The organism is Rossellomorea orangium (assembly GCF_019334305.1).
Classification (GTDB): domain Bacteria; phylum Bacillota; class Bacilli; order Bacillales; family Bacillaceae_B; genus Rossellomorea.
The window spans coordinates 42,085-55,001 of record NZ_JAHWGH010000015.1 but is presented as its reverse complement, the minus strand read 5'-3'; the positions used below and the strand labels follow the sequence as shown (position 1 = coordinate 55,001).

Below are 12,917 nucleotides of genomic sequence, written 5' to 3'. Positions count from 1 at the left end.
GGTTCGCAGGGTCGAAGCCCCGGAGCACGGACGTTATGGAAATAAAATTGTACCAAACCAGGAGGGAGTTCATGGCAGGGAAAAATATCATCGAAAAGATTTGGGAAAAACATATTGTGCACAGAGAAGAGGGAAAGCCGGATTTACTTTATATTGATCTGCACCTTGTACATGAAGTAACATCCCCCCAGGCATTTGAAGGGCTGCGCTTAAAAGATCGCAGCGTTCGCAGACCGGACTTAACGTACGCAACCATGGATCACAATGTTCCGACAAGGGAGAGACACATTGTGAGAGATGAAATCGCACGACTGCAAATGGATACACTGAAGAAAAATTGTGCAGAATTCGGCGTCACCCTTGCTGATATACATCACCCCGATCAAGGGATCGTCCACGTCATCGGGCCGGAACTTGGTTTGACCCAGCCAGGGAAGACCATTGTTTGCGGGGACAGTCACACTTCAACCCATGGTGCGTTCGGCGCACTGGCCTTCGGGATCGGGACGAGTGAAGTGGAGCACGTGCTGGCGACACAGACCCTTTGGCAATCGAAACCGAAAACCCTTCAAGTGGAAGTATCAGGGGAGCTTGGTTTCGGTGTCACGGCAAAAGACGTGATCCTGAACATCATTTCCGCTTATGGAGTGGGGTTTGGGACTGGATATGTCATTGAATTCACCGGTGATGTGATCCGCAATCTGTCCATGGAAGAAAGAATGACGGTTTGCAATATGAGCATTGAAGCCGGTGCGAAGGCAGGTTTGATCAGTCCCGATGAAACGACCTTTGGCTATTTAGAAGGAAGAAAATATCTGCCTAAAGACCGGTCATTCCAACAGTGCAAGGAAGAATGGAGAGCCCTTTCGAGTGACAGCGACGCAGCCTATGATCACACAATCTACGTGAAGGGTGAAGAAATCGAGCCGCATGTCACGTGGGGAACAAATCCAGGTATGGGGGCTGCGATTTCGAGGTCCGTCCCTCACCCGGATGAGTATAGCGATCCTTCTGATAGAGAAGGAGTGGAGAGGGCCCTTCATTATATGGGACTTGAGGCTGGTATGAGAATCGAGGACATCGAGGTTGATTATGTGTTCATCGGTTCGTGTACGAATTCGCGCTTAAGTGACCTGAGAGCGGCGGCTGAGGTGGTGAAGGGCCACAAAGTCAAGGAAGGGGTCACCGCTTTGGTCGTTCCAGGCTCTTATAAAGTGAAGCAAGAAGCAGAAGCGGAAGGCCTGCATACGGTCTTTGAAGATGCGGGCTTTGAATGGAGGGAAGCCGGATGCAGCATGTGCCTGGCCATGAATGACGACATCGTTCCACCGGGCAAGCGCTGTGCATCTACCTCCAACCGGAATTTTGAAGGCCGGCAGGGAAATGGATCGAGAACCCATCTGCTGAGTCCGTCCATGGCGGCAGCGGCTGCCGTGACCGGTAAATTGACAGATGTTCGTAAACTTGAGAAACTGCCGATTTCATAGGAGGTGAACCCCATGGCAATCAATCATGTGGAAGGCAAAGTGTTTCCTCTCAGGAGAGACAACGTAGATACGGATCAAATCATCCCGAAACAATTCCTGAAAAGGATCGAACGGAAAGGCTTCGGCCAGTATTTGTTTTATCATTGGCGATTTGAAGACGATGGGAAATCCTTAAGGAAAGACTTCTTATTGGATACCCCCCAATATCACGATGCCGAGGTTCTCCTTGGCGGAAAGAACTTCGGCTGCGGCTCATCAAGGGAGCACGCACCGTGGGCCCTTCAGGACTATGGGTTTCAAGTGATCATTGCAAAAAGCTTCGCTGATATTTTTTATAATAATTGTTTAAAAAATGGGATTCTTCCCATTCAGCTGGATGAAGCAACAGTGGATGCCCTTTTGAAAAATGAGAGTCAGGTAGATTTATATAAAATCGAAGTGTCCCTTGAGCATCAGACCATTTGTGATTCAGAGGGCCTCCGTGTCACGTTTGATGTCGATCCTTACTGGAAGACGATGTTGTTAAAGGGATTGGATGAAATCGATCTGACATTGCATTACGGAAAACATATCGAAGACTACGAAAAAAAATATGAGGTGAGTGACTTGGGAATTTAATGGATAACACTGAAGTTGTAGAAGCGATGGAACGAATCAGTCATCAGGTGCATCGAACACCGTTAAAGCAATCATCTACTCTGAATGCGTACACAGGTGGAGAAATCTATTTGAAAATGGAGAATCTGCAGCGAACAGGATCATTCAAAGTGAGAGGCGCCATGAATAAAATCATGTCATTATCTGACGCGGAAGCAGGCAAGGGCATCATTGCCGCATCGGCAGGGAATCATGCCCAGGGGGTGGCATTGGCCGCCTCTAAGCGCGGGGTTCCGTCGAAGATCTTCATGCCGAAGCGGACGCCTTCTACCAAAGTTGCGGCAACGAAACACTACGGAGCTGAAATCGTATTGACAGGAGACACCTATCAAGAAGCCTACGGGGCAGCACTCCAAGAGAAAATCAGAAAAGGCTCGACGTATGTTCATGCATTTGACGATCATAAAGTGATGGCTGGACAAGGGACAGTCGCACTGGAAATGCTTCAACAACTCAGTGATCTGGACATGATCCTCGTACCCGTCGGCGGAGGGGGCTTGCTCGCAGGGATGGCGCTGGCCGTGAAGGCCTTCAACCCACGGGTCCAAATCGTGGGGGTGCAGGCACTGGGAGCACCTGCGACATATAACTTTTTTACAGGAAGAAATAAAGGGGCCCTGGAGCATGTTCACACCATTGCAGACGGGATTCTCGTCAAGAAGCCCGGGGAACTCACATTTCCGATTATCCAGAAATATGTAGACGACATGGTCACGGTGACGGATGAAGAAATCTCCTACAGCATCATGTTCATGCTGCAACGGGAGAAGACGCTGGTCGAAGGAGCGGGTGCCGCATCATTGGCGGCAGCCATGTGCCAGAAGGTTCAGGTGAAAGGCAAGAAAGTGGGCTGTGTCATCAGCGGCGGAAATGCCGATCCGAGCAAAATCCCTGTGTACAGGGATTTATCCAAAATGGCCAGGCAGCTTCATCATATCGTGTAAAGGAGGGGCGGTCCTTAACTATGTGAGTAGTTGGGGGCGGTCCTCTGTTTATAGCCATTTGGTACGGGTGTTGATGGATTTACTATAAATGGAAAAAAGGCGCAATTACTAGATGAAATGGCGCAATAAACATGATAATGACGCAATTATCGAGAAAAAGACGCGATAAACAAAATAATGACGCAATTGTTCACTAAAATGACGCAATTATCTACAAGTCGGGATTAGAAGTGCCTCAGGAAATGAGGAAAGTGCTCCAATAACAGAACAGATAATAGTACCGCAACAACCCAAAAAAAGACCAACAAATTATAGGTGATCCTTGAAAAGCATAGGTTTTTCGTGGAGATAACCAGAATGAACCAGCAACATCACAATCAATTAAACTTGAAAGCTCTTACATTCTGAAAATACGCAAAAACCTATTGTAATAGGTAATTTTTTCAACTATAATGTCCACTATACAAGAACAAATGTACACGAGAAATAAACAAATGGAGGTTTTCGGCTTATGGAATCAATTTCAATCGGACTTTTAGGACTCGGCACGGTGGGAGCGGGAGTGGTGAAGATTGTAGAGAATCATCAGGATAAATTATCCCATCAAATCGGCTGCCCGGTGACGGTGAAAAAAGCCCTTGTACAGGATTTAGAGAAAGATAGGGGACTCGACATTGAAAACAGCATACTGACCTTAAATCCTGAGGAAGTCCTGTTTGATCCTGAAATTGATATTGTGGTCGAGGTCATGGGTGGAATCGAAGCGACAAAGGAGCATCTTCTTCATGCTCTAAACGAGGGTAAACATGTCGTGACGGCAAATAAAGACCTCATGGCTCTCCATGGACCGGAATTATTGAGGGCTGCATCGGAGAATGGCTGTGACTTATTCTACGAAGCAAGTGTCGCTGGAGGCATCCCGATCTTAAGGAGTTTAGTAGACGGCCTGGCCTCCGATCGCATCACCAAAATGATGGGAATCGTAAACGGAACAACGAACTTCATTTTGACAAAGATGACGAAAGAGGGACGGACCTTCGATGATGTTTTGAAGGAAGCACAGGTTCTCGGTTATGCTGAAGCGGATCCGACAGCGGATGTCGGCGGACTGGATGCAGCAAGGAAGATGGCAATCCTCTCCACATTAGGTTTCTCCATGAACGTGGACCTTGCCGATGTGAAGGTGAAGGGCATCACGGAAGTAACGGGTGATGACATTCAATATGCCGAGCAGTTCGGTTATACGATGAAGCTCATCGGATACGCCCATAGGGAAGGGGAGAAGGTTGAGGTAAGTGTGGAACCAACTCTCCTTCAAAATGAACATCCCCTCGCCTCCGTACACGACGAATATAACGCCGTTTACGTTTACGGGGAAGCAGTGGGGGAAACGATGTTCTACGGTCCCGGGGCCGGCAGTCTCCCAACGGCTACAGCCGTCGTATCCGATATGGTGGGAATCATGAAGAATATGAGACTGGGGGTCAACGGTAAGAGTGCCGTTAATCCTCAATTCCCGAAAAAGTTGAAAGAACGGAATGAAATTCATTCAAAATACTTCCTGCGCCTGCATGTACAAGATGAAGTGGGCGTGTTAGCCAAACTGACATCCATCTTTTCAAATCATGGAGTCAGTTTCGAGAAGATCCTGCAGAATCCCCTGGAAAGTGATGAGTTTGCCGAGATCGTCCTGGTGACACACAAAGCGTCACTCGATCATTATGAGGACATTTTGATGGAGTTGAAGGATTATGAAGCGGTTCATTCAATCGAAAGCTCATATCGTGTAGAAGGAGGAGAAAAAGGATGAGATGGAAAGGGCTACTGGAGCAGTATAAAGAACATCTTCCATTAAATGCGGATACTCCCCTTTTAAGCTTGAACGAAGGAAACACTCCGCTGATCGAGCTGAAGTCGCTGTCCAGGGAATGGGGCATCGAGCTTTATGCAAAGGTAGAAGGGGCGAATCCGACGGGCTCCTTTAAGGACCGGGGAATGGTCCTCGCGGTTGCGAAAGCCGTGGAAGCCGGCAGCTCGACAGTCATTTGCGCTTCAACCGGCAATACAAGTGCTTCCGCTGCGGCTTATGCTGCAAGGGCGGGAATCAAATGCATCGTCGTCATTCCCGAGGGGAAGATCGCTCAAGGGAAATTGGCACAGGCCGTCATGTACGGAGCAGAGATCATTTCAATTGAAGGGAATTTTGATGAAGCGCTTGAGATTGTCCGGGAGTTAAGCAAAACCGAATCGGTCACTCTCGTGAATTCAGTGAACCCGTATCGATTGGAAGGGCAGAAAACAGCTGCCTTCGAAGTGATAGACGGATTAGGGGAAGCTCCTGATGTACTGGCAATCCCCGTCGGAAATGCAGGAAATATTTCAGCATACTGGAAAGGATTTAAGGAATATTCTCGTCAACACGCTTCCACACTGCCCAGGATGTTCGGTTTTGAAGCTTCCGGTGCGGCGGCTATCGTCCATGACCGTGTATTTCCACAGCCCGAAACGGTCGCCACTGCGATCCGGATCGGGAACCCGGCAAGCTGGACATTGGCAGTCGACGCTTTGAGGGAATCAAATGGTCATATCGACGAAGTGACGGATGACGAAATCCTTGAAGCGTATCAGCTGATGGCAAGGAAAGAAGGAATCTTCGCCGAACCGGCGTCCTGCGCGTCCATTGCCGGGGTTAAGAAGTCTTTGGAAAAAGGGTTGCTCGACAAAGGGTCGAAGATAGTCGCGGTATTGACGGGTAACGGTTTGAAAGATCCGGTTACGGCCATGGAGTGCAGCCCGGTCACACCGGTGAAATTACCGAATGATCGTGAAATGGTGAAGGATTACATTAAGGGAACGATCGGGGTATGAAGGGGCGTCGCTCTTGGAGAATCGTCGTCCCGGGAAGTACGGCTAATTTAGGTGCCGGTTTTGACTCGCTTGGCTTGGCTTTGGATGTGTATTTAACCGTTGAGGCACAAGAGGCAGACGAATGGCAAGTGATTCCCCTGTCGGCGGCACTTGAGGTATTTCCGGCTGATGAGTCCCATTTCATTGTTGAAGTAGTGAAAGAAGTATGTAAGGAATACGGAAAGAAGCCTACTCCGTGCCATTTGTATATTTCAAGTGACATACCGTTGACGAGGGGGCTGGGCTCCAGCGCAGCTGCCGTAGTGGCCGGGGTGGAGCTCGCAAATGTCCTGTGCGACCTGAACTTGAGCAGGGAGAGGAAGCTTTCCATTGCGAACAGGTTCGAAGGTCATCCCGATAACGTTGGCGCATCACTTTACGGGGGGTTCATCGTCAGCTGTCAGCATGAAAAGGGTGTCAACATCATAACCGTACCTGATCTTCCGATTGAAATCGTATGCGTCATCCCGAAAGCGGAGCTGAAAACATCCGATTCGAGAAATGTCCTTCCGTCCACTCATTCATTTGCAGAATCCGTGGGGGCTGGATCCATTTCGAATGTACTTGTGGCAGCGCTTTTGACCGGCGATTGGGACATGGTCGGGAAGATGATGAAGCGTGATCGATATCATCAACCGCACAGGAGAAAGTTGCTCCCTCACTACGATGCCGTAGAAGAAGTGGCGGGACGATTCGGCGCATTCGGTGTCGCCCTTAGCGGTGCCGGCCCGACGATTGCCTGCTTCGTGGAAAGGGAAGCTGGCGAATGGCTCCACCGTCAGCTCGAGCAAACCTTCCCATCCATGGATGTCCGTAAACTATCCATTGCCGAGTCCGGCAGCACCATCACCCTCCAACAACCAAAGGTCCGTCCCTCATCGCTTTAAAGGAGCGAGGGACGGACCTTGTTTTTATGCTTTCTGCCCTGGGCGTACATTTAACATGGTGGAAATATAGGCTCTTCGAGGAAGCCTGGGAGATACTTGGTTTCACTATTTCTCCCTGGTGATCATAAAACAATTTTCTTTTTCATTGATGTGGAGGCAGTAGGATGATTGATCAGTCATCCCCATTTCTTCCCGGAGTTCCTTTGGGATATGGACAGTTCCTTTTTCTGAGATGTAGCGCTTGTTATGGGTGGAGTCTTTCAACGCGCGTTTAATATAGAGGCAGTTGTTTTGATAGACGAGTTCTGCGAGCCTTCCCGGCAATAGCCCAAACTGCTGTCGCCATTTGTGGGGAAGGGTAATCGTGCCACTTTTACTGAACGGTTTTCTGCCATACATCAAGCTCAACATGATGCATCACCTGCTTTCAATTTCCTTTTGCTTCTCTTTTTACCAACTTTCCGGTAAATAAACGCCATTTTGAAAAAATAGGAAGAAGGTTGGGGTGGAGTTTAGTAAAATAAAAGGAGTGGAAATAGACTTGTAACTGGAGGTGTGAGTCATCGAACCTATACATATTTTAATCTTGCTTATGATTGGTTATAGCGTCTTTACCTTTGACAAAAAGAAGAAGAACATTCCCGTGCCGGTTGTTTTGCTCCTTATTGGGATGGGGCTGTCGTTTGTTCCCGCGTTTTCTGATGTCACCCTGACAAAGGATATAATATTTCAGTGGTTTCTGCCAGCGCTTCTATTTATATCCGCGTATCAATTTCCTGCAAAGGCTTTAAAGAAGCATGCTGGAATCATCACTCTCCTAAGTACGGTGGGGATTGTCATCACGACATTATTGATGAGTCTTCTTACGTACTATGGTCTGCATCCTTGGATCCCTGTGACCTATGGAGAAGCTTTACTGATTTCTGCCATCTTAACACCGACGGATCCGGTTTCGGTCGTATCGGTCTTGAAAGAGTCTTCAAACAGAGATGATATAGCCGATGTAGTGGAGGGGGAGTCGATGATCAATGATGGCACAAGTATCGTTCTCTTTACGGTTGTGGCTGGAATCTACTTTGGAGGGGAGACGTTTTCCGTTTCTTCTTTCATGGGAGAATTCCTTTTGGTTTCCCTTGGAGGGATCGTGTTGGGTGTGACGCTTGGATGGCTGGCGAGTAAAGCAATCCATTTCACGACAGATTCGCGGTATCAGATCATGCTGAGTATCATCCTTGCATACGGAACCTTTTACGTAGGGGAGGAGCTGGGAGTTTCAGGAGTTCTTGCAACTGTATCGGCAGGAATCCTGCTTTCCTATGAGTATGGAAAAATGATAAAGGAAAATCATTTCCGGAAGGATCTGGATGGATTCTGGACTGTGATTGAACCGACCATCTTAACCTTTTTATTCTTATTGATCGGAATCCAGACAACGCGATATCTCTCTTTTTCTTTAATTGGATGGATCTTCTTCCTTTTTGTTCTCTCATTATTTGTTCGCTATGTTATTATTATTGGTGTTGTAAAATTGAAAGAAACATGGAGAAAGACGTATGGATGGAAGGAAGTATCCATCTTAACCTGGTCTGGAATTAAAGGCACGATGTCTGTGGCGTTATTATTAGGTTTAGATGATCAAGGTCCCCTTCTACTGCACTCCTTAACATTCGGAGTGATCATGCTGTCGCTCCTGATACAAAGCGTTGGAATTTATCCTTTGTCCACCTTTTTCCTGAAAGGGGAGAAAGAGAGGAAAGATTATTGATAAATTGGTAAGAACTGTGAAACCATAGGAGAAAGACTATCTGAATGTAGGTGAACATTCCGAAATGAAACAAGCTAAAGACATTGCCTTAAGAGTTACCATCACCTATGTATTGTTAGGAATTCTCTGGATTGTGTTATCCGATTATTTTTCTATGGCACTGACTCATGAAAACCTTAATATGTATATCTACTTTCAACGATATAAAGGCTGGTTCTTTGTTTTTGTAACGGGTACCATTCTCTTCTTATCCCTATATCGGAGGACTCATGCACTCATTGAATCAAATAATAAATTGATGAATAAAGAGAGACAACTGCAAATAAAGAATCAACACTATCACTCCTTGTTCGAGCAGAACCCCGATGCCGTCTTTGAATTGAGTCTGGACGGCGATGTAATGTCTGTCAACGGAGAGGCTGAGGGATTACTTGAGTCAACATTTGAAGAATTAAAAGAAGTGAACTTCAGCCAATTCCTGCTAGGGGAAGAAATGAAACGTGTCACAGACTACTTTTTCGAAACGTTCAAAGGGTTTGCCTCTACATTTGAAACCACGATTCATTTGCCCAACATGAAAAGGAAGATTCTGCGCTGCTCCCTCGTTCCAATCATCGTGAACAGGAACGTGACAGGGATCTTTGCGATTGCAAGGGATATTACGCATATTAAAGAAAATGAAGAAATGGTTGTCGCATCTGAAAAGCTTTCAGTGATAGGGCAATTGGCTGCTGCCGTGGCCCATGAAATCCGTAACCCACTTACATCTTTAAAGGGATTCATCCAATTAATGCAGTCGACCAAGTCTATTAACGACAGCCATCTGGACATTATGCTATCTGAAGTGGACCGGATCGATTTGATATCGGGAGAGATGTTGATACTTGGAAAACAGCAGGAAATCCATTTCCGGCAAGAGGGATTGGATGAAATCTTACGGCAGGTATTGATACTTATGGAAGCACAGGCCCATCTTGATAATGTGTCCATTACATATGAAAACCTCGAGGGGAAACCTTTATGTGTGTTAGGGGAATCCAATCAGCTGAAACAGGTATTCATCAATATTATTAAAAATGCAGTGGAATCTATCCCTGCAGGTAGAAATGGAAGGGTCTCAATCACATTGGCCCCGCATGGGACGGACGCTCGTGTCATCGTAAAGGACAATGGTGTGGGGATGGAACCGGAAAGGATCGAGCATCTGGGAGAGCCATTTTACTCGACCAAAGAAAAAGGGACGGGTCTCGGTCTCGCCGTTTGTCAGAAAATCATCGAACGACATAAAGGACATATACACTTTAAAAGTGAAATACAAAAAGGAACGGCAGTGGAGATCACCTTACCTGTCAAGGAAAGTGAGACTACATCCGACTTTGCCGATTAGAAAGGACGAATCGAATGAATTCAATATCAGATATTATACATTCTCCGTCGCTACAGAAAAACTGGGAAGAATCAGGGTTTACTGCCTTAACTCCTGTACAGGAAAAAGTTGTGCCGGTCATCATGGAGGGGAAAGATGTCGTATGCGAATCGCCGACAGGGACAGGGAAAACCCTTGCCTATTTGCTGCCGATCATCCAGGCCATTGATCTATCCAGAAAACAGGCACAGGCCGTCATCCTTGCCCCGTCAAGAGAACTGGTCATGCAGATACACCAGGAAATCCAGAAATGGGCGAAGGGGACAGACGTAACGAGTGCTGCCTTCATCGGTGGAGCGAATATTAAAAAGCAGGTCGAGAAACTGAAGAAGAAACCGCATATCGTTGTCGGAACAACCGGGCGAATGATCGAACTGATGAAAATGAAAAAGCTGAAGATGCATGAAGTGAAAACGATCGTCGTCGACGAATTCGACTTAATGATCTCAGCAGAACATATCCGGGAAGTGAAGGATATCATCAAATCGACCCTGAAAGAACGTCAGGTGCTATTCTTCTCTGCCACTTTATCAGATGAAACGGAACAAGTCGCACAGTCTCTACTGCAAAACTATGAAATCATCAAAATGGAAGCGAATCTGGATAATCCAAAAGTGGATCATGTCTTTGTGTATAGTGAGCTGCGGGATAAGATGGAAGCCCTCAGAAGCATCTCTTACTTCAAAGGAATCAAGGCACTTGTATTCTTCAATCAATTGGAGAAACTCTCTGAAATGGAAGAAAAGCTTAAATATAAGGGAGTCGAGCTCGAGGTACTGGCAGGGGAGTCCAACAAGATGGAGCGTAAACAATCACTGGACCGCTTCCGCTCAGGTAAAGTATCCATGCTTCTCACAACAGATGTCGCTGCACGTGGTCTGGATATCACGGACGTCACACACGTCATCCATTTCGACTTCCCGAGTGACACTAAGCAATATATCCATCGTTCAGGAAGAACCGGCCGGATGGGAGCTGAAGGAACCGTCATCTGTCTCGTCTCAAAGCGCGAGTTGAGCTTCCTTGAAAAACTAAGCAAAGAACTCAACCTCCCATTCCAGGAAAAGACGATCCGTGGTGGAGGCCTTCAAGACCAGGAAACAAAATAGCATACGTTAAAGGTCCGTCCCTCATGAGTGAGGGACGGACCTTTATTGCGTTATATCATGCCGCTACTTCCCAAATACAATCTCACCGTCCATGATGGTCAACCACACATTCGTCTCAAGGATAGCCTCTGCTTCCCATGCGAATGGGTTTCGGTCCAACACGACCAAGTCGGCTTTCTTTCCCGCTTCGATTGTCCCTAAATCATTCTCTCTGAAGTTTCCATAAGAAGGGGACTTCGTGTAATGAATCAGGGCATGCGCTAATGAGATCTTTTCTTTTGGATTCCACCCGCCGTGAGGAGTGCCGTCTTCATGCTTCCGGGTGACAGCCCTGTACAGGCCAAGCATAGGATTCAGATCCACTATCGGAAAGTCCGTGCCAAACGCGATGCTCGCGTTATGTTGCTGCAATGACCCAATCGGCCATGTATACCTTGCACGTTCTGGTCCGAGTCGGTCCAGATATGCATGGGTGTCCATTGATCCAGATGTCAGATGCTCAGGCTGAATCGACGCGATGACCCCGAGTTTCTGAAAACGAACGAAGTCTTCTGGGCTGCAGACTTCAATGTGCTCGATCGTATGCCGTGAATCCCTTGAACCATTCACATCCCGGGCGTGCTCATAAAGATCCAGGCCCATCCGTACTGCCGCATCCCCGCATGCGTGAAGACGGATACGGAATCCTTGCCTGTCAGCGTCCTCGATTAACTGTCGGTACACATCAGGCTCATAGATGGTACCGCCGGTTTCTGCAGGTCGGTCAGCATATGGCTGCAGCAAATATCCGGTATAGGTGAGGGGGACCCCATCCAAGAATTGCTTCAGTCCTGAGAATTGAAGCTTGTCGGAGTGATACTTATTTCTATAACCGATACTGCGTTCAAGGTCTCCATCCAACACATCCAGAAAATGAATGCGTGTCGTGAGCTTTCCTTTTTCCTCAAATTCTTGATAGAAAGAGGGATCTCCTAACGTATAGCCGGGGAGGGGCAGCATGTCGGAAACGGAGGTGATCCCGTAGGAAGAAGCCTTCTTCAGCATCCCGTTCATCAATCGAAGCTTCACATTCTCATCAAAATGGAAGGCCTCCACCACATACTGAACAGCAGTCTCATATAAAAACCCTGTTGGCTCACCGCTGTCATCTTTTTCAATCTTTCCGAAAGGGGGCTCAGGTGAATCCCGGTTAATCCCTAATTTTTCGAGGGCGGCCGTATTCAACCACGCGCTATGAGCTTCTTCATTCAGGAGAACGACTGGGCGGTGTGGGATATATTTATCCAATGAATGACGTGTGGGGAGCGTCTGGCCTGGCCAGCGTACGTGATGCCAACCGAACCCGAGCACCCATTCCTCATCAGGGTGCTTCCCCGCATAGTCTGCCACCATCTTCGCCGTCAAGTCTTCTGTAGAACCGAAAGTCAATTGACAAAACCCTTCGAACATCGCCCCTAAAAACCAGTGAAGATGAAAGTCGTGAAACCCTGGTACTACGAGTCGACTTCCGACATCCCATACTTCAGTACCTGATCCTTTATAAACCTCCATTTCAGAACGTGGGCCAACCCCAATAATCATATCCCTTTTGATAGCTGCAAACCCATCAATAGGGAAAGAGGCATTTCCGGTGAATAATGCAGTGCTTACAATAATTTTATCGGCTTTCATCGCCATTCCCATCCTTTTTCATCTGTTATATCGATTGTAACCAGATATAGGAAAGAACACAAAT

11 protein-coding genes are annotated in these 12,917 nt (G+C 47.2%); 9 read left to right on the top strand and 2 right to left on the bottom strand.

The features are described 5' to 3' along the window. Positions 1-71: 71 nt before the first annotated feature. The 6 genes from leuC to thrB all read left to right on the top strand — a co-directional run bounded on the left by leuC (position 72) and on the right by thrB (position 6,882). Positions 72-1,487: a 3-isopropylmalate dehydratase large subunit gene (gene leuC / locus KYJ26_RS13560; protein WP_219167936.1), complete on the top strand. Its 1,416-nt coding sequence runs from the start codon at positions 72-74 to the stop codon at positions 1,485-1,487. 12 nt (positions 1,488-1,499) lie between these two features. After that, positions 1,500-2,105 carry a 3-isopropylmalate dehydratase small subunit gene (gene leuD, locus KYJ26_RS13555; RefSeq protein WP_219167935.1) on the top strand — a complete coding sequence of 202 codons (606 nt, stop codon included), beginning with the start codon at positions 1,500-1,502 and terminating at the stop codon, positions 2,103-2,105. Continuing rightward, positions 2,105-3,088: a threonine ammonia-lyase gene (gene ilvA, locus KYJ26_RS13550; protein WP_257475038.1), complete on the top strand. Its 984-nt coding sequence runs from the start codon at positions 2,105-2,107 to the stop codon at positions 3,086-3,088. The genes leuD and ilvA overlap by 1 nt, the downstream gene beginning before the upstream one ends. A 511-nt stretch (positions 3,089-3,599) precedes the next feature. Next, positions 3,600-4,898, top strand: a complete 1,299-nt coding sequence (locus tag KYJ26_RS13545; RefSeq protein WP_219167934.1) for a homoserine dehydrogenase — start codon at positions 3,600-3,602, stop codon at positions 4,896-4,898. Next, positions 4,895-5,956: a threonine synthase gene (gene thrC / locus KYJ26_RS13540; protein WP_219167933.1), complete on the top strand. Its 1,062-nt coding sequence runs from the start codon at positions 4,895-4,897 to the stop codon at positions 5,954-5,956. Before KYJ26_RS13545 ends, thrC begins: the two co-directional genes overlap by 4 nt. Then, positions 5,953-6,882 carry a homoserine kinase gene (gene thrB / locus KYJ26_RS13535; RefSeq protein WP_219167932.1) on the top strand — a complete coding sequence of 310 codons (930 nt, stop codon included), beginning with the start codon at positions 5,953-5,955 and terminating at the stop codon, positions 6,880-6,882. The genes thrC and thrB overlap by 4 nt, the downstream gene beginning before the upstream one ends. A gap of 105 nt (positions 6,883-6,987) precedes the next feature. Here thrB and KYJ26_RS13530 read toward each other — a convergent pair whose 3' ends face one another. Further along, positions 6,988-7,293 carry an AbrB/MazE/SpoVT family DNA-binding domain-containing protein gene (locus KYJ26_RS13530; protein ID WP_226671775.1) on the bottom strand — a complete coding sequence of 102 codons (306 nt, stop codon included), beginning with the start codon at positions 7,291-7,293 and terminating at the stop codon, positions 6,988-6,990. A gap of 181 nt (positions 7,294-7,474) precedes the next feature. Between KYJ26_RS13530 and KYJ26_RS13525 the strand changes: the two genes are divergently transcribed. The 3 genes from KYJ26_RS13525 to KYJ26_RS13515 all read left to right on the top strand — a co-directional run bounded on the left by KYJ26_RS13525 (position 7,475) and on the right by KYJ26_RS13515 (position 11,182). Next, entirely contained in the window at positions 7,475-8,647 is a 1,173-nt protein-coding gene (locus tag KYJ26_RS13525; RefSeq protein ID WP_219167931.1) for a cation:proton antiporter, read from the top strand. 64 nt (positions 8,648-8,711) lie between these two features. After that, positions 8,712-10,034 carry an ATP-binding protein gene (locus tag KYJ26_RS13520; protein WP_219167930.1) on the top strand — a complete coding sequence of 441 codons (1,323 nt, stop codon included), beginning with the start codon at positions 8,712-8,714 and terminating at the stop codon, positions 10,032-10,034. A 14-nt stretch (positions 10,035-10,048) separates the two neighbouring features. Continuing rightward, positions 10,049-11,182, top strand: coding sequence for a DEAD/DEAH box helicase (locus tag KYJ26_RS13515; RefSeq protein ID WP_219167929.1), 1,134 nt, complete (start codon positions 10,049-10,051; stop codon positions 11,180-11,182). Between the two features lie 63 nt (positions 11,183-11,245). On the opposite strand, the gene KYJ26_RS13510 is transcribed toward KYJ26_RS13515, so the two are convergent. Then, entirely contained in the window at positions 11,246-12,853 is a 1,608-nt protein-coding gene (locus tag KYJ26_RS13510) for an amidohydrolase (RefSeq protein WP_257475037.1), read from the bottom strand. Between the last annotated feature and the right edge of the window lie 64 nt (positions 12,854-12,917).

Coding starts and splice junctions, on each gene's coding strand:
- leuC (WP_219167936.1), top strand. CDS start 72: ATGGCAGGGAAAAATATCATCGAAAAGATTTGGGAAAAACATATTGTG.
- leuD (WP_219167935.1), top strand. CDS start 1,500: ATGGCAATCAATCATGTGGAAGGCAAAGTGTTTCCTCTCAGGAGAGAC.
- ilvA (WP_257475038.1), top strand. CDS start 2,105: ATGGATAACACTGAAGTTGTAGAAGCGATGGAACGAATCAGTCATCAG.
- KYJ26_RS13545 (WP_219167934.1), top strand. CDS start 3,600: ATGGAATCAATTTCAATCGGACTTTTAGGACTCGGCACGGTGGGAGCG.
- thrC (WP_219167933.1), top strand. CDS start 4,895: ATGAGATGGAAAGGGCTACTGGAGCAGTATAAAGAACATCTTCCATTA.
- thrB (WP_219167932.1), top strand. CDS start 5,953: ATGAAGGGGCGTCGCTCTTGGAGAATCGTCGTCCCGGGAAGTACGGCT.
- KYJ26_RS13530 (WP_226671775.1), bottom strand. CDS start 7,293: ATGTTGAGCTTGATGTATGGCAGAAAACCGTTCAGTAAAAGTGGCACG.
- KYJ26_RS13525 (WP_219167931.1), top strand. CDS start 7,475: ATGATTGGTTATAGCGTCTTTACCTTTGACAAAAAGAAGAAGAACATT.
- KYJ26_RS13520 (WP_219167930.1), top strand. CDS start 8,712: ATGAAACAAGCTAAAGACATTGCCTTAAGAGTTACCATCACCTATGTA.
- KYJ26_RS13515 (WP_219167929.1), top strand. CDS start 10,049: ATGAATTCAATATCAGATATTATACATTCTCCGTCGCTACAGAAAAAC.
- KYJ26_RS13510 (WP_257475037.1), bottom strand. CDS start 12,853: ATGAAAGCCGATAAAATTATTGTAAGCACTGCATTATTCACCGGAAAT.